General features: G+C 72.5%; 17 protein-coding genes. 11 read left to right on the top strand and 6 right to left on the bottom strand.

Going from position 1 to position 16,062, the window contains the following annotated elements; all coding sequences use genetic code 11:
- Window positions 1-150 precede the first annotated feature (150 nt).
- Entirely contained in the window at window positions 151-354 is a 204-nt protein-coding gene (locus AB0O11_RS23290; RefSeq protein ID WP_189920031.1) for a cold-shock protein, read from the bottom strand.
- A gap of 456 nt (window positions 355-810) precedes the next feature.
- Here AB0O11_RS23290 and AB0O11_RS23285 point away from each other — a divergent pair, with 456 nt between their 5' ends.
- The 7 genes from AB0O11_RS23285 to AB0O11_RS23255 all read left to right on the top strand — a co-directional run bounded on the left by AB0O11_RS23285 (window position 811) and on the right by AB0O11_RS23255 (window position 9,073).
- A complete protein-coding gene (locus AB0O11_RS23285) occupies window positions 811-1,647 on the top strand; it encodes a menaquinone biosynthesis protein (protein ID WP_363390321.1) in 837 nt (278 codons plus the stop codon).
- 203 nt (window positions 1,648-1,850) lie between these two features.
- Entirely contained in the window at window positions 1,851-3,623 is a 1,773-nt protein-coding gene (locus tag AB0O11_RS23280; RefSeq protein WP_363390161.1) for a protein kinase, read from the top strand.
- A gap of 184 nt (window positions 3,624-3,807) precedes the next feature.
- Window positions 3,808-5,028, top strand: coding sequence for a cyclic dehypoxanthinyl futalosine synthase (gene mqnC / locus AB0O11_RS23275; RefSeq protein WP_224276308.1), 1,221 nt, complete (start codon window positions 3,808-3,810; stop codon window positions 5,026-5,028).
- Between the two features lie 144 nt (window positions 5,029-5,172).
- Window positions 5,173-5,826, top strand: a complete 654-nt coding sequence (locus AB0O11_RS23270) for a hypothetical protein (RefSeq protein WP_363390157.1) — start codon at window positions 5,173-5,175, stop codon at window positions 5,824-5,826.
- Between the two features lie 250 nt (window positions 5,827-6,076).
- Entirely contained in the window at window positions 6,077-6,664 is a 588-nt protein-coding gene (locus tag AB0O11_RS23265; RefSeq protein WP_363390154.1) for a hypothetical protein, read from the top strand.
- Window positions 6,665-6,794: 130 nt separating this feature from the next.
- Window positions 6,795-7,490 carry a demethylmenaquinone methyltransferase gene (locus tag AB0O11_RS23260; protein WP_224276314.1) on the top strand — a complete coding sequence of 232 codons (696 nt, stop codon included), beginning with the start codon at window positions 6,795-6,797 and terminating at the stop codon, window positions 7,488-7,490.
- A gap of 272 nt (window positions 7,491-7,762) precedes the next feature.
- Entirely contained in the window at window positions 7,763-9,073 is a 1,311-nt protein-coding gene (locus tag AB0O11_RS23255) for a geranylgeranyl reductase family protein (protein WP_363390151.1), read from the top strand.
- A gap of 78 nt (window positions 9,074-9,151) precedes the next feature.
- On the opposite strand, the gene AB0O11_RS23250 is transcribed toward AB0O11_RS23255, so the two are convergent.
- The 4 genes from AB0O11_RS23250 to AB0O11_RS23235 all read right to left on the bottom strand — a co-directional run bounded on the left by AB0O11_RS23250 (window position 9,152) and on the right by AB0O11_RS23235 (window position 11,251).
- Complete coding sequence (locus AB0O11_RS23250; protein WP_363390148.1) at window positions 9,152-9,304, bottom strand: hypothetical protein; 153 nt, start codon at window positions 9,302-9,304, stop codon at window positions 9,152-9,154.
- A 47-nt stretch (window positions 9,305-9,351) separates the two neighbouring features.
- Window positions 9,352-9,708, bottom strand: coding sequence for a MazG-like family protein (locus AB0O11_RS23245; protein WP_363390145.1), 357 nt, complete (start codon window positions 9,706-9,708; stop codon window positions 9,352-9,354).
- 100 nt (window positions 9,709-9,808) lie between these two features.
- Window positions 9,809-10,516 carry a peptidylprolyl isomerase gene (locus AB0O11_RS23240; protein ID WP_363390143.1) on the bottom strand — a complete coding sequence of 236 codons (708 nt, stop codon included), beginning with the start codon at window positions 10,514-10,516 and terminating at the stop codon, window positions 9,809-9,811.
- Between the two features lie 84 nt (window positions 10,517-10,600).
- On the bottom strand, window positions 10,601-11,251 hold the full coding sequence (locus AB0O11_RS23235) for a TetR/AcrR family transcriptional regulator (RefSeq protein WP_363390140.1): 651 nt from the start codon (window positions 11,249-11,251) through the stop codon (window positions 10,601-10,603).
- Between the two features lie 94 nt (window positions 11,252-11,345).
- Here AB0O11_RS23235 and AB0O11_RS23230 point away from each other — a divergent pair, with 94 nt between their 5' ends.
- The gene (locus tag AB0O11_RS23230) at window positions 11,346-12,011 is read left to right on the top strand and encodes a CatB-related O-acetyltransferase (protein WP_363390137.1); all 666 of its coding nucleotides are present in this window, start codon (window positions 11,346-11,348) and stop codon (window positions 12,009-12,011) included.
- 176 nt (window positions 12,012-12,187) lie between these two features.
- Window positions 12,188-13,174: a DMT family transporter gene (locus tag AB0O11_RS23225; protein WP_363390135.1), complete on the top strand. Its 987-nt coding sequence runs from the start codon at window positions 12,188-12,190 to the stop codon at window positions 13,172-13,174.
- A gap of 13 nt (window positions 13,175-13,187) precedes the next feature.
- Here AB0O11_RS23225 and AB0O11_RS23220 read toward each other — a convergent pair whose 3' ends face one another.
- Entirely contained in the window at window positions 13,188-13,763 is a 576-nt protein-coding gene (locus AB0O11_RS23220) for a hypothetical protein (protein ID WP_363390132.1), read from the bottom strand.
- 197 nt (window positions 13,764-13,960) lie between these two features.
- Between AB0O11_RS23220 and AB0O11_RS23215 the strand changes: the two genes are divergently transcribed.
- Together AB0O11_RS23215 and AB0O11_RS23210 are read left to right on the top strand one after the other, a co-directional pair.
- Window positions 13,961-15,046, top strand: a complete 1,086-nt coding sequence (locus tag AB0O11_RS23215; RefSeq protein ID WP_363390129.1) for a histidine kinase — start codon at window positions 13,961-13,963, stop codon at window positions 15,044-15,046.
- A gap of 35 nt (window positions 15,047-15,081) precedes the next feature.
- Window positions 15,082-15,780 (top strand): response regulator transcription factor, encoded by a 699-nt coding sequence (locus tag AB0O11_RS23210; RefSeq protein WP_363390126.1) that lies wholly within the window; start codon window positions 15,082-15,084, stop codon window positions 15,778-15,780.
- The last annotated feature ends 282 nt before the right edge of the window (window positions 15,781-16,062 follow it).

Here is a 16,062-nt window from a genome sequence, read left to right as displayed (position 1 = left end):
TTGACGTTCGGGCGGACGCGTTCGAAAAGGCAGGGGGCCCGCCGGATGGGCGGGCCCCCTTGGGTACTGCTCTTGTGCTCATGGTGGCGGCTGTCGGGAGCCGCCGGTGGACCCGCACGGGTCCCGAGCGATCAGATCATCAGAGGATGGTCAGACAGCGGTGACGTTCTCCGCCTGCGGGCCCTTCGGGCCCTGGGTGACGTCGAAGGTGACCGTCTGGTTCTCCTCCAGCGAACGGAAGCCGTTCGCGTTGATGGCGGAGTAGTGAACGAAGACGTCGGGGCCGCCGCCCTCCTGGGCGATGAAGCCGAAGCCCTTCTCAGCGTTGAACCACTTGACGGTTCCCTGAGCCATGCCGTTCTCCTTGCGATGCGTGTCGGGGGCCACACCGTGTGACACCCGGTCCGCTGCGCTGATCGCCCTGCCTCCGGACGTGTCCGAAATTTTTCGATATTGCTGAAAAACTACAAAAAGCCTGCGGTTACATGCTCCGCAGGCTTCAAGTACTGCAAGGGGAATCAAACTGCAACTGAGGGCAACGCTAGCATGCGGCCGCTGTGACGACCAGAGGTCACTTCCGGCGTGGAAGGCGCGTGTCGTAAGGGCGGGAGCGGGCGTGGAAAGGGTCGTCCACCGCGCGTGAGGGCGCGTCGGGTGGCCGGTGCGAGCCGCCGCGAACAGCAGGCATACGCTGCGGGGAGGCACGAACAGCAAGGGAGCGGCGCAGTGGCAGCACCGGAAGCACGAACACCGGACGCGCGGACGCGGGAGCCCCGGCAGAACACCCCGGTCAGGCCGCGAGTCGGCCACATTCAGTTCCTGAACTGCGTTCCCCTCTACTGGGGGCTCGCCAGGACCGGCAATCTGCTCGATCTGGATCTCACCAAGGACACCCCGGAAAAGCTGAGTGACCAGCTCGTCGGCGGCACCCTGGACATCGGCCCGATCACCTGCGTGGAGTACCTGCGCAACGCGGACGACCTGCTGGTCCTACCGGACATCGCGGTCGGCAGCGACGGCCCGGTGATGTCCTGCCTGATCGTGAGCAAGGTGCCGCTCGCCGACCTCGACGGCCGCAGGGTCGCCCTCGGCTCCACCAGCCGCACCTCCGTACGGCTCGCCCGGCTGCTCCTGGAGGAGCGCGAGGGCGTGCGCCCGGACTACTTCAGCTGCCCGCCGGACCTCAGCGCGATGCTCGCCGAAGCCGACGCCGCCGTCCTGATCGGCGACCCGGCCCTGCGCGCCTACCTCGGGCAGGCCGCCGACCTCGGGCTGATCGTCCACGACCTCGGCGAGATGTGGAAGGAGTGGACCGGCCTGCCGTTCGTCTTCGCCGTCTGGGCGGTGCGGCGCGAGTTCGCCGAGCGCGCCCCGGAACTGACCGCCGCGGTGCACCGGGCCTTCCTGGAGTCCCGCGACCTGTCGTTGGTGGAGGCCGCCAAGGTCGCCGAGCAGGCCGCCCGCTGGGAGTCCTTCGGGGCGGACGTGCTGGAGCGGTACTTCAGCGAGGCGCTCGACTTCTCGCTCGGCGAGCGGCAGCTGGCCGGCGTCGCGGAGTTCGCCCGACGGGTCGCGCACGACAGCGGGTTCGCCCCGGACGTCGTGGTGCGGCGGCTGGAGCCGGTGGCGTTGCCGTTGGGGTCGTAGGACGCGTCCGGCCCTGGGGCCGGCCGTGCCCCCTGTTCCCGTCCGCTCCTGTCCGAGGGGCGGGCGGGGCCCGGCCGGGCCCGGTACGGTCTGCACCCGAGGCGCGTGCGGCGGCCGGCCGGTGGTCGGGTGGCCGGTTGACGGCGGTCGGTTGACGGCCGGTCGGCGGGGCGTGCGTGCGAGGGCGAGGGGAGCGTGCGGGGATGCGGGCACTGGGATCGGACGATCCGCGCCAGGTGGGCGGCTACCGGCTGCTGCGGCGGCTCGGCGCGGGCGGGATGGGCCGGGTCTACCTCGGCCGGACCGCCGGCGGGCGCACCGTCGCCGTCAAGGTGGTGCGGTCGGAGCTCGCGGACGATGCCGAGTTCCGCGCCCGGTTCCGACAGGAGGTGGCCGCCGCCCGACGGGTCGGCGGTGCCTGGACCGCGCCCGTGCTGGACGCCGACACCGAGGGCGCACAGCCCTGGGCCGCCACCGGCTACGTGGCGGGCCCCGCGCTCGGCGACGCCGTCCGGACGTACGGGCCGCTGCCCGAACCGGCCGTGCGCTCGCTCGGCGTCGGGCTCGCCGAGGCGCTCGCCCACGTCCACGGGCTCGGCCTGGTGCACCGGGACGTCAAACCCTCCAACGTGCTGCTCACCCTGGACGGGCCGCGGCTGATCGACTTCGGGATCGCCCGGGCCCTGGATGCCGCCGGCGGTCTCACCCGTTCCGGTTACGTGGTCGGTTCGCCCGGCTTCATGTCGCCCGAGCAGGCGAACGGGCAGACGGTCGGGCCGGCCGGGGACGTCTTCTCGCTCGGTACCGTCCTCGCCTTCGCCGCGAGCGGCGTTCACCCCTTCGGAGAGGGGGTCAGCGCGGCCGTCCTGCTCTACCGGGTGCTGCACGAGGAACCGGACGTGGCCGGGCTGCCCGAGCCGCTGCGGGGGACCGTCCTCGACTGCCTGGCCAAGGACCCGGCCGCCCGGCCCACCCCGCAGCAGCTCCGCGCCCGGCTGGACCCGGACGGCACCGCCGCCACCCGGCTGTCCCAGGGCGGCTGGCTGCCGGTGGAGCTGGCGGCGGGGGTGGGGCGCAGTGCGGTGGAGCTGCTGGACCTGGACGGGGAGCCGGGGACGGCGGCTTCGGGCAGGGTGCCTTCCGGTGAGGTGGCTTCGGAGGCGAGTGCTTCCGGTGAGGCGGCTTCGGAGGCGAGTGCTTCCGGTGAGGCGGCTTCCGGCGCGGTGGCCGGTGCGATGCGGACGCCGACCTTCGTGTCCGGGGGCAGGCCGGAGGGCGAGGGGGACCACCTGCCGCTGTGCGTCGGCGTGTGGGACGAACCCGCGAAGGCACGGCCGCGGAGTGCCTGGATCGCGGTTGCGGTCGTGGCGGCGCTCGTGGTGCTCGGGGGCGGTGGGTACGGGCTGTACGGGTGGCTGCACCGGGCCGAACCGGCGGCGTCGGGGCCCTCGACGGGGCCGCTGCCGGAGGTGTCCGTCGATCCGGGCCAGGCCGTCCTGCCGAGCGGGGCCTTCGGCTCCGGGGTGGCCTCGGCCTCCGGCGCGCCCGGTACCGCGACGGCGTCCGGCCCGGGTACGGCGCCGCCCGGGACGGGCGGGCCGAGCGTGGTGCCCGCCGCCTTCCTGGGCACCTGGAGCGGGGACATGGTCACCGACAAGGGACTGCCCGGCGGGACCACCACGCTCACCATCCGTCCGGCGGCGGTCGGCCAGGAGGGCGCCACCAGCCGCAACGCCGCCTCCGGACTGCTCCCGATCAGCTGTGAGGGAGCCTGGACGCTCAAGTCCGCCTCCGCCACCGAGCTGGTGTTCCAGTCCCGGCTGGTCCGCTCCTCGATCCCCGGTGCCTGCACCGGCGGCTCCGACGCGGAGACCCTCACCCTCCAGTCCGACGGGACGATCCGTTTCACCTCCGCCGACCCTCCGGCCGGGAACCCGACCGGCACGATGCGCAGGGCGAACGGAACGGGCGGCTGAGACGTCCGACCGGGGCGTCCGACTCGGAGGTCCGGCCGGGACCGGCGGCTCGGGCGGCGCGGTCCGGAGACCGTCCGGGGCCGGCCCGTGCGCAGTTCAGCGGGCTGACGCGGGCGGCGGAATGTGCTGGCGTAGGCTGGTTCGGCCGTACCCGAGTTGCACTTGAGAGAGAGAAGGCCGCCAGGTGACCGAGCTCGCAGCGACCACCCTCGATGCGTCCAGCACCGACCTGAAGGCCGTGCTCGACCGGGCCGCCGCCGGTGGTCGGATCACCCCGGAGGAGGCGCTGGAGCTCTACCGCTCGGCGCCGCTGCACGCGCTCGGCTCCGCCGCCGACGCGGTGCGCCGCCGTCGCTACGCGGGTACCGAGCACATCGCGACGTACATCATCGAGCGCAACATCAACTACACCAACGTCTGCGTGACGGCGTGCAAGTTCTGCGCCTTCTACGTGCCGCCGAAGAGCGACAAGGGCTGGTCCCGCGAGCTCGACGAGATCCTGCGCCGCTGCGCCGAGACGGTCGAGCTGGGCGGCACCCAGATCATGTTCCAGGGTGGCCACCACCCGGACTACGGCGTGGAGTACTACGAGCGTGCGTTCTCGGCGATCAAGGCCGACTTCCCGCAGCTGGTGATCCACTCGCTGGGCGCCTCCGAGGTCGAGCACATGGCGCGGATCTCGGGCGTCTCCGTCGAGGAGGCCATCACCCGGATCCACAAGGCGGGCCTGGACTCCTTCGCCGGCGCCGGTGCCGAGCTGCTGCCGGAGCGGCCGCGCAAGGCGATCGCCCCGCTGAAGGAGTCCGGCGAGCGCTGGCTGGAGATCATGGAGATCGCCCACGGCCTCGGCGTGGAGTCCACCTCCACCATGCTGATGGGCACCGGCGAGACCAACGCCGAGCGGATCGAGCACCTGCGGATGATCCGCGATGTGCAGGACCGCACCGGCGGTTTCCGGGCGTTCATTCCGTACACCTACCAGCCGCAGAACAACCACCTGAAGGGCTCGACCCAGGCCACCGTCTTCGAGTACCTGCGGATGATCGCGATCGCCCGGCTGTTCCTCGACAACGTCGCCCACATCCAGGGCTCCTGGCTCACCACCGGCAAGGAGGCGGGCCAGCTGTCGCTGCACTACGGTGCGGACGACCTCGGCTCCGTGATGCTGGAGGAGAACGTCGTCTCGGCGGCGGGCGCCAAGCACCGCTCCAACCTCACCGAGCTGATCCACCTCATCCGGGCCGCCGACCGCGTCCCGGCGCAGCGCTCGACCACCTACGAGCACCTGCGGGTGCTGGACGACCCGGCCAACGACCCGGTCGACCCGCGGGTCGCCTCGCACATCTCCTCCACGGCGATCGAGGGCGGCACCGCGCACCCCGAGCTGAAGATCCTGGACAACTGAGTCCTCCTTCCTCTCCAGTCCCCTCTCGTGGGTCCCTCCTCGTGGGTCCCTCCTTGTGCCGGTGTCGGCGTCGGCGGCGGTGTCGCTGATGCCGGCGCCGTTGCCGTTGCCGTTGCCGTTGTCGTCGAAGTCGAAGGCGCTGTTGTGCTGACTCTGCACCGGGCGGCGTTCGTGCTGCCCGACCCGGCCGATCCCATCGCCCCGTCCATCGCCGACGGGGCGGTGGTGGTGCGTGGCGAGCTGATCGAGGCGGTCGGGCCGTACGGGGAGCTGACGACCGCGCACCCGGGCGCCCGGGTGCGGGACTGGGGAACGGCCCTGCTCGCCCCGGGGCTGCGCAATCCGTACGGGCACTGGCTGTTGGAACGTGCGTACCACCCGGATCCGCGGGAGGAGGTCGGCGTCGAGCCGGTGGCGGACGGGCTGGCCGGATCCACCGACGAGGTGCGGTGCGGGGCCAGTGCGCGGCGGGGGCTGCAGCGGATGCTCGGATACGGGGTGACGGCGGTGGCCGGGCCCTTCGAACGGGCCTCGGTGCGGACGGCCGTGGCGCGGTCGGGGATCGTGGGGCTGCCGGCTCCCTCCGTTTCGCCCGGAGGGCCGGACGGCGGAGGTGCGGGGCCGCTGGACCCGTTGGCCGCCCTGCCGCTCGCGGAGGCCGTGCACGGGCGGGTGGCGGCCGGGGGCCGGGCAGACTTCGCGGTGTTCGCGGTCGCGGGGGACGGGGGCGCCGAACCGGTGGCGGGCGGGTGCCTGGCCACGGTGCTGGGCGGGCGGTTGGTGTACCGCCGGCGGTGAGACGGTCGTCACGTCGGGTGTGACGTACTCGCCAGTAGTCGGATTTCCTTGTGGTGCACGGGACTTCCTTCGTGTGCACCCGAACTCCGCTGCCGGTCGCGGAGAGTGATTGCCAGTTCATCGTGACCTGAGGGCCCGCCAGCGGATACGATCCCGGACAGCTCACTCCGTACCCTCACCACACCACCACCCGCGCCCGCGGGCGGCGGGGCCGTGTCCCCGGCCCCGAAGGCAAGCCAGGACAGGAACCATGCGAACCGCGATCGTTCCCCCGCCGCGCACCCCGCGGTTGGGCCGTGGTTGGTACCTCGCCGCCGTGCTCAGTGCCGTGCTGGCCGTCGGCATGTGCCTGCTCGGTTGGCGCCAGGCCGACCAGGCCGACCGGATCGAGGCGCACCCGGTGAGAGTCGACGGAGTCGTCACCCAGCTCCCGAGCGGAGGCGGCACCTACAGCGCCGTCAGCTACCGGGTCGAGGGAGAGCCCCACACGGCGGCCGCGCTGCCGCTCTCGGACGGCGCCAAGCTCGGCGACAGGGTCTGCCTGGAACACGCCGCCGACGACCCGGGCGCGGTGCGGATCTGCGGCGACACCTACCCGCAGCCGGTCGGCGTGGGCCTGGCCCGGTACAGCGTGCCGGTGGCCGTCGTGCTCTTCGCGATCTGCGTGCTGCGCATCCGGCGGCACCACAAGGCCCTCGCGGTCCGCGGCGGGCAGGGGAAGCTGGCCGCCAACCTCGCACTGGCGGCCGAGGCACTGGCGGACGGGATGCCCGCGATAACGCACGGCAAGCGGTCCCGTCGCCGTCGGCGTGCGGGCGGGCGGCGCGCTCAGCACTGACGGGGGCGTGCCCGGTACCGGTGGTGCCGGTGGGTAGGTGGCTCGGGCTCGGGGGTGTGCTCGGAGGTGCGGCTCGGGGTCGGCGTGCCCCGTGGGTCGGGGTGTCCGTGTGAGGGTGAACAATGGGGGCGTGACCCGAGCCTCTCTGGACAAGCAGCCGCACGAAGTCGCCGCCATGTTCGACGACGTCGCGGCCAAGTACGACCGCACCAACGACGTGCTCTCCCTCGGCCAGGCCCGTGCCTGGCGCCGGGCGGTGGCCGAGGCGGTGGCCGCCGGACCGGGGGACCTCGTGCTCGACCTCGGGGCCGGCACCGGCACCTCCTCGCTGCCCTTCGCCGAGGCCGGGGCGAAGGTCGTCCCGTGTGACTTCTCGGTCGGCATGCTCACCGAGGGCAAGCACCGCCACCCCGAGTTGGCGCTCACCGCCGGCGACGCCACCCGGCTGCCGTTCGCGGACGACACCTTCGACTCGGTGACGATCTCCTTCGCGCTGCGCAACGTCCAGGACACCGACGCGGCGCTGCGCGAGATGCTGCGGGTCACCAAGCCCGGCGGCAAGCTGGTGATCTGCGAGTTCTCCACCCCGACCTGGACGCCGTTCCGGACGGTCTACACCGAGTACCTGATGCGCGCGCTGCCGCCGGTGGCCACCGCCGTCAGCAGCAACCCGGAGGCGTACGTCTACCTCGCCGAGTCCATCCGGGCCTGGCCGGACCAGCCGGGGCTGGCCGCCAGGCTCCAGGACAACGGCTGGTCGAAGGTCGCCTGGCGGAACCTGACCGGCGGGATCGTCGCGCTGCACCGGGCCTACAAGATCGCGTAGCCGGGCTCGGGCGGCTCGGACCCCCGGGCTTGGGACCCGCGGCTCGGACCCCTGGGCTTGGGACCCGCGGTTCGGGTCCCTGGGCTTGGGCCTGCGGTTCGGGTCCCGGGCGTGGGCCCGCGGTCCGGGTCTCAGGACTCGGTGCTCGCGGTTCGGGCTCCAGGGCCCGGGGCGGTGGTCGGGGGCGGGGGCGCATCCGGTGGCATGAGCGGAACTAGACTGCCGGAGGCAAAGCCGCCGTCCCCCAGCCGCAGTTCCAGGAGTGTGTCCACGTGTCCGAGACCGCAGCCGATCTGACGAAGCCGGACAGCCCCGTGGAGAGCACGGCCGACGTCATCGTGGTCGGTGCGGGCCCGGCCGGCTCCACCACCGCGTACTACCTCGCCCAGGCCGGGCTGGACGTGCTGCTGCTGGAGAAGACCGCCTTCCCGCGCGAGAAGGTGTGCGGCGACGGCCTGACCCCCCGCGCCACCAAGCAGCTGGTGGACATGGGCATCGACGTCTCCACCGAGAACGGCTGGCTGCACAACAAGGGCCTGCGCATCATCGGCGGCGGCGTCCGGCTGGAACTCGACTGGCCCGAGCTGTCCTCCTTCCCCGACTACGGCCTGGTGCGCAAGCGTGCCGACTTCGACGAGCTGCTGGCCCGTCAGGCCGAGAAGGCCGGCGCGCGGCTCTACGAGCGCTGCAACGTCAGCGGTCCGGTCCTGGACGAGCGCACCGGCCGGATCGTCGGCGTCACCGCCAAGCTCGGCGACGAGAAGCGGCCGGTCACCTTCCGGGCTCCGCTGGTGGTCGCCGCCGACGGCAACTCCACCCGGCTCTCGCTCGCCATGGGCCTGCACCGGCGCGAGGACCGTCCGATGGGCGTCGCCTACCGCACCTACTTCACCTCGCCGCGCCACGACGACGACTACCTGGAGTCCTGGCTGGAGCTGTGGGACACCCGCGGCGGCGAGCGCAAGCTGCTGCCCGGGTACGGCTGGGTCTTCGGCATGGGCGACGGCACCTCCAACGTGGGCCTCGGCATCCTCAACTCCTCGCCCGCGTTCGGCGAGCTGGACTGGCGCGAGGTGCTCAAGGCCTGGTGCGCCGGCATGCCGGAGGAGTGGGGCTACACGCCCGAGAACATGACCGAGCCGATCCGTGGCGCCGCGCTGCCGATGGCCTTCAATCGGCAGCCGCATTACACCCGCGGTCTGCTGCTCGTCGGCGACGCGGGCGGCATGGTCAACCCGTTCAACGGCGAGGGCATCGCCTACGCGATGGAATCCGGCCAGATCGCCGCCGGGGTCATCGTGCAGGCCCTCGCCCGGGTCACCGACGGTGGCCGCGAGCGTGCCCTCCAGGCCTACCCGCGCATCCTCAAGGACGTGTACGGCGGCTACTACACGCTGGGCCGCGCCTTCGTGAAGCTCATCGGCAACCCCAAGGTGATGCAGCTCGCCACCCAGCGCGGCCTCACCCACCCGATGCTGATGCGCTTCACCCTCAAGCTGCTCGCCAACCTCACCGATCCGCAGGGCGGCGACGCCATGGACCGCGTGATCAATGGCCTCGCCAGGGTCGCGCCGAACGCCTGATCCCGCCCGGTCGCCTGCCCGTGCCCGGCCGGTTCGTCGCAGGACCGGCCGGTTCACTCCCGGGGCTTGATGGTCAGGTCAGGTCAGTGGCATCAGGCGCCGGTCAGTGGCACCAGGCACCGGGAGCTGGGCGGCCCGGTGCCGGGTGACGTCGTCGATCAGCCTCCGGGTGACGTCCGGGGACAGGACCGCCTTGCCCGCGGCGACCACCCGTACTTCATCAAGCTTCATCAAGGCCGATGTCGAAGGAGCCGTGCTTCGCCAGGGGGAGTTGTCGCCTACACCCCTTCGGCCGTCTGGGGGGCCTCTGCCGGCCGGCGGAAGTCGGCGGAGCGCTGTTCGACGTAGGCGAGGCGCTCGGCGAAGATCCGGGCCGCGTCGGGGGTGAGGGTCCTCAGCGCGACGAGGGCGGAGAAGACGACGTCGCAGAGTTCGTGCTGGACGTCCTCCCAGGTGTGGGTGACCCCCTTGCGCGGGTTCTGGCCGGTGGCGCCGATGACCGCCGCACCGACCTCGCCGACCTCCTCGGAGAGCTTGAGGATGCGCAGTAGCCGCTCCTCCTGGGGCGACTGCGTGCTCTGCTCGTCCAGCCACGCGACCAAGTGGTCGACGCTCTCCCAGATCCGGCTGTCCATGCGGCGCTGCTCCTGCTCCCATGCGGTGTCGTCGGTGTGCTGCCACCGTACGGGAGCGGGGGCGGGCGGGTGGCAGGCCGGGGCTGTCCGGCCCTCCGGGTCAGCGGGCGCTGATCTTCACGTTGCGGATGTTCACCGGGAGGTTGGGGAAGCCGTCGCCCGGGTTGTTCTGGTCGTCCTCGCCACCGGCGGCGATCTTCTGGAGGACGTCCAGGCCGGCGGTGATCCGGCCGAACGGGGTGTAGGCGGGGGAGAGCTTGGTGTCCTTCCAGACGAAGAAGAACTGGCTGCCGTTGGTGTTCGGGCCGGCGTTGGCCATGGCCACGGTGCCGGCCGGGTAGGTGGCACCGGTCAGGTTCTCGTCCGGGAACGAGTAGCCCGGACCGCCGCTGCCCGTGCCGGTCGGGTCGCCGCACTGGAGGACGTAGATCCGCTGGGTGGTGAGGCGGTGGCAGTGGCTGCGGTCGAAGTAGTCGTGCTCGGCGAGGAACCGGAACGAGAAGGTGGTGCAGGGCGCCTTGTCGGTCAGTGCCTCGAAGGTGATCTGGCCCTGGCTGGTCCGCAGTGTCGCGCGGTAGGGCTTCGCCGCCTTCTTGGCGTCGAACACCGGGATGCCCTTGAAATTGTCGGCCGGGACGGCCGGTGTGTAGGTGCAGCCTGCGGCGGGGGCGGCAGCCGCGGGGGCTTCCGCGAAGGCGGTGCCGGTGCTCGCCACGAGCGGGAGGACGGTGGCAGCGGCGACCAGCGCCCAGTGCTTGCGCTTCACGTGACGGGCCTTCCGGGGGGTGGTGGACGGCGGGGTTGTCATGGGTGCATCATCCACGGCCTGGTGGGGATGCGGTAGGGGTTGGGACGGCCGTGGTTCCTCGGGCGACAGCGGTGTGATGGTTTGTCAGTTCTGCTCCGGGGCGGGCGAGGTGGGCGCGAAGAGTCCGGTGCGGGCGGCCAGGGCGGCGGCGTCGGCGGCTCGCTCGGCGGTGCGGGCGTCCAGCGGATCGTCGGAGACGAACAGGCGGTAGTAGAGCGGGGCGACGGCGGCCCGTACCACTTCGGCACTGTCCGTCCCGGCGGGCAACTCGCCGCGGGCGGCGGCCCGTTCGACCACCTCGGCGGCCTGCCGGTGGCGGGCCGCGAAGAAGGCGCGCAGGGCGGCCGCCCCGGCGTCCGAGCGCTGGGCGGCGAAGATCAGCGCGGTTGGCGTGGGGCCGAGTTCCGGGTCGGTGAAGACGCTGAACACCTCCCGGGTGATCCGGCGGAGGTCCTGCTGGAGGTCTCCGGTGTCGGGCAGGGGCCAGGCCTGGTCGGCGGAGGCGGTCAGGGCGTCGGCGACCAGGCCGTCCACCCCGCCCCAGCGCCGGTAGAGGGTTGCCTTGTGGACTCCGGCGCGGGCGGCGACCGCCTCGACGGTGAGACCGTCGTATCCCTTCTCGGTGATCTCCGCGAGCGTGGCGGCGACCACCTCCGCCCGGACCCGGGCGCTGCGGCCGCCCGGGCGTGGGGTGGGGGTGCGGGGTTCCGGTGCGGGGTGGGTGGGGCCAGTCAAAGTCGACTCCAGTTGCGTTAAGGCTTGCCGAGGGGTGGTGGTCGTGCCATGCTCATCGTAATGCGACTCAAGTCGCATTACGAGAGGAGCTCGCGTGCCCGCCACTGTCATCCCCGACCCTGCCGCCCTCCACCCGCTCGCCGGCCACGACCGGGTGGTCCTGTTGCGCCCGCTCGTCACCGACCCGCGGATCGAGGTCGGCGAGTACACCTACTTCGACGACCCCGACGGAGCCACCCGCTTCGAGGAGCGCAACGTCCTCTATGCGTACGGCCCCGAGCGGCTGGTGATCGGCAAGTACTGCGCGATCGCCACCGGCACCCGCTTCCTGATGGCCGGCGCAGCCCATCCGACCGTCGGTGTCTCCACCTTCCCCTTCACGATGTTCGGCGGCAGCTGGACCGAGCGGACCCTCGACATCGTCACGGGCCTGCCCAGCCGGGGCGACACGGTGGTCGGCAGCGACGTCTGGTTCGGTCACGGGGCCACCGTCCTGCCGGGTGTCCGGATCGGCGATGGCGCGATCATCGCCGCCGGAGCCATGGTCACCTCCGACGTCGAGCCGTACACCGTCGTCGGAGGCAACCCCGCCCGCCCGATCCGCCGCCGCTTCGACGACGCCGACATCGAGCGCCTGCTCCGCTCGGCCTGGTGGGACTGGCCGACCGAGCTGGTCACCGCGCACGTCCGCGTCATCATGTCCGGGACCCCGGCCGACATCGAGGCGATCGCCGCGGCGAACGGTCTGCTCGCCGCCTGACCCACCCGTGCCCGGACAGGGCATTGATCATCGGTGGCCCGGTGCGCGAGGATGGCGCCCCCTTGCTCCGCGTTCCGCCCCGTCCACCGCCGGGCCTTCCGCCCGGCTCCTGGGTCCGTCCGACGCCGTACGGTACTCGCGCCCGCCGGTTCCGTCCGTTCGGAGGGATCTTTCGCATGCCAGCCTCCTCTTCCGACCTGCCCGAGGGTTCGTCCTCGTCGGTCCTTCGTGATCTTCCGGTCCTGCTCGTGGCCGTGGTGTGGGGGTCGAGCTTCCTCGCCGTCCAGCGGGTGGCCGAGCCCGGGACGGTGGTGGCGATGCTCGTACTGCGGTTCGGGCTGGTGCTGCCGCTGCTCGGGGTGGTCGCATGGCGTGCCCTGCGGAGGCTGAACCGTGCCGAGTGGCTCGGCGGTGCCGCACTGGGACTGGTGCTCAGCGGGATCTTCCTGCTGGAGACCTACGGCGCCGTCCACACCTCCGCGACCAATGCCGGTCTGATCATCAGCCTCGCGATGGTGCTCACCCCGCTCGGCGAGAGCGCCCTCGGCCGGACCGCGCCACCGAAGGCCTTCCTCGCGGCCGCCGGACTGGCCGTCCTCGGCGTCGCCCTGCTCACCGGCGACGGCGGGCTGCGCCCTCCCATGCTCGGTGATCTGCTGGTGCTGGGCGCCGCCCTGGTCCGCTCGGCGTACGTCCTCGCGATGGCCCGCACCCGGGCCGTCCGCGACACCGACATGCTCGCCGTCACCTGGGTCCAACTCGCCGTGGCCACCGGCGTTTTCGCCGTCGTCGCGCCATCGGTCGGGCCCGCGCCCTGGACGGTCGCACGCTCGTACGGGGTCGGCCAGTGGGTCTGGCTGCTCCATCTGTCCCTGTTCTGCACCCTGTTCGCCTTCTTCGTCCAGATGTGGGCCGTGCGGGCCACCTCGCCCTCCCGGGTGAGCCTGCTGCTCGGCACCGAGCCGCTGTGGGCCGCCGTCTTCGGGATCACCGTGGCCGGGAACCGGATGGGCCCGCTTGCCCTGCTCGGAGGAGCCCTCGTGCTGGTCGCGACCGAGTGGGGCCGGCGCACCGCTCCCGCGCCGCGCCCGCCCAGAGGCCAGGGAGAGGGAGAGGGCGATCCTGACGCGGCGGGGTCGAATGCCGAGCCGGCCCGGGTGTGACCAGCCACCCTCGTCACCGGCGCCGCCGCAGCGTCCGGCGGGCGTAGTCGAGGGTGACCGCACCGAGCAGCGGGCCCCAGGCGACCAGGGGCAGGTATGCGAGCGTCATCACCACGGCGGCGAAGCCACGCGGCGAATCCGGATCGACCAGGTTGCGTGCCCAGCCGCCGAAGAGCGCCTCCATGCCGACGGCCGTGAGCACCACCGAGCCCAGCATGGCCGGGAGGATCGCGGCGAGTGGCTGGACCCGGCGGCCGCCTATCAGCGGGATCCACCGGGGCGCGATCAGCCCCCAGGGCCGGACCAGGCCCAGGGTCAGGAAGGCCAGCGACTCGGCAAGGGCGCTCAGCGCCACGCAGTAGACCGTGCCCCAGCCCGGCTGGTGCTCGGCGTACGCAGCGGCCGTCGCGCCGGTGAAACCCATCGGGGCGCCGAAGCCGAAGACGATTCGCCACAGCCCCGAGGGGACGGTGGTGAGGGCGGCGGCCTTGGCGGCGAGCTGGGCCCAGCGCGGGGCGGGCGGGACGACCGGGGCGGTCGCCTCGGCCCGGCGGGTGGTGCTGCGGGCGTTGATCACGAGCTTCGACATGGTGGTGGACTCCCTTCGGCTCCGGCCTCCGTGGCCGGTGCGATGACTCAAGACTGGAGGCCGGCCAGGGGTTTGCGGCAGATGCCGATCGGGCTGTTCCTCCTGTTCAACCGGCCTTTGAAATATGCCGATCGGCACAGGCATGCCGCATGGGTGGCGTCGTAATGTGACGGCAGTCGAAGAGTCGAGGAGAGGTGATGACGATGACTCAGGTTCTGTCCGGTGTTGTCCTGGTCCTGGTGCCGCCGGCCTGGGCGGCGCGGGCGCGGTACGGGGCGGCGGCCGTGACCATGGCGCTCGGGGCGGCATCGGTCGTGGTCACGCTCGCCGTCTGGCTCCTCGGCCGCTGGGCGGAGGGCCAGCGCTGGGCCGGGCTGTTGGGCCTGGCCGAACTGGCCGTCCTGCTGCTGTCGGTGGTCATCAGCCTGCGCGCCGAGGACGGCCCGCGGTGTGCGGCCGCGGCCTGGACGGCATGCGGAGCGGTCGCCCTCTGGCCGTCCCGGTTCGCGTTCATCGAGGGGCCCGCGGACACGCTCACGCTCTTCGGGTTCGGATCGATGCTCTCCCTGCCGGTCGTCCTGATCGGGCTCTACCTGCGGGGCCTGGACGAGGGACGCAACAAGGCGGTGGCCGAGGCCAGGCGGGCACAGCGAATCGAACTGGCCCACGACCTGCACGACTTCGTGGCGCACGATGTCAGCGGCATGGTCGCCCAGGCCCAGGCGGGGGCCTACCTGGCCGGGATCGACCCGGCCCGGGCGGCCGAGATGTTCCAGCGAATAGAGCAGGCCGGGCAGCGGGCGCTGGCCTCGCTGGACCGGACGGTACAGCTGCTGCGCAGCGAGGAGGGCGGCGGCCGCGGTCCGCAGCCCGGGCTCGCCGAACTCGCCGGGGTGGCCGAGCGGTTCACCGCGACGGGCGGCGCCGAAGTCCGGTTGGAGCTGCTGGAGGAGTCGGTGCCGCGTGAGGTGGAGGGCACCGTCCACCGGATCGTGGTCGAGTCACTGACCAATGTCCGGCGGCACGCTCCGGCCGCGCGGGCGGTCGAGATCAGGGCCCGCCGCAGTGGCGCAAGGCTGGAGCTGACCGTGACCAACGACGGTCGGGCACCGGGCCCGGCAGGGCGGCCGCGCCGTGGCGGCGGAAGCGGACTGCCTGGGTTGGCGGCCCGGGTGGAGGCCCTCGGTGGTTCGCTGGAAGCCGGCCCACACGAGCGGGAGGCCTGGAGGGTGACGGCGGTACTGCCGTTGGAGGAGGCCGGCGCAGGGCCGGCGCGATCGTAGAAGCCGACGCGGGTCGGTAACGGGGAGGTGCGGATATGGGCAATGGCACAGGGCCGGTTCGGATCCTGATCGCGGACGACCAGGCGGACGTTCGTAGTGCGTTCCGGATGATCCTGGACGTCCAGCCGGACATGGTGGTGGTGGCTGAGGCGGCGGACGGCGCCGCAGCGGTGGAGGAAGCAAGGAGACTGCGGCCGGACGTGGTGCTCGCGGACATCCGGATGCCGAAGCTGGACGGTTTGGAGGTCACACGTCAGTTGGCCGACCAGTGCAAGGTGATCGTGGTGACCACCTTTGACCTGGACGAGTACGTGCACACGGCACTGCGGCACGGGGCGGCCGGATTCCTGCTGAAGCGGTCGGGGCCGGTGCTGCTGATCGAGGCGGTCCGGGCGGCGATGGCCGGGGACGCGTTGATCAGCCCGCAGATCACCGTCCGGCTCCTGCGGCACATGGCACTCCCGGGTACGGAGCCGAAGCCTGCGCCGGCCGCCAAGGCGGCTGTGGCGGCTCCGCCGCCGATAGCCGGGCCGACGGAGGAACTGACCACGAGAGAAAGGGAGATCGCCGAGCTGGTGGCAGACGGCGCGACCAACGCCGAGATCGGCGCAGGACTGTTCATCTCACCGGGAACGGTGAAGAACCACCTCGCCAACATCCAGCGCAAGATCGGAGCCCGTAACCGGGTGGGCATCGCGGCCTGGATCTGGGAGCAGGGGGCGGGCCGCCAGTAACCGGCCCCTGGCCCGGAGGGCGAGAGCCCGGGCAGCCCGGGGCCTAGGCTGGCAGGCCCCGAGCACGGCGGGCAGTGCCGGAGCGGGCCGGCCCCGGGCAAGGTCAGCGCTGACCAGTGCGAGGTCGCGGCCCGGCACAGGCGGGCGGCGGACTTGCAGGTGCGGTGCGGGCGAGGGCGCCGACCCCGCTTCGGCGGTGCGGCCGTGAGGCCTGCATGGTCGGCGCCGCCCACCCCCAATGGCGCGTGGCCCACACGGCCCGCGCTGCCGCACAACCGAAGC

It is taken from the genome of Kitasatospora sp. NPDC093102, from assembly GCF_040683915.1.
Classification (GTDB): domain Bacteria; phylum Actinomycetota; class Actinomycetes; order Streptomycetales; family Streptomycetaceae; genus Kitasatospora.
This window is presented reverse-complemented; position numbering and strand designations above follow the sequence as displayed.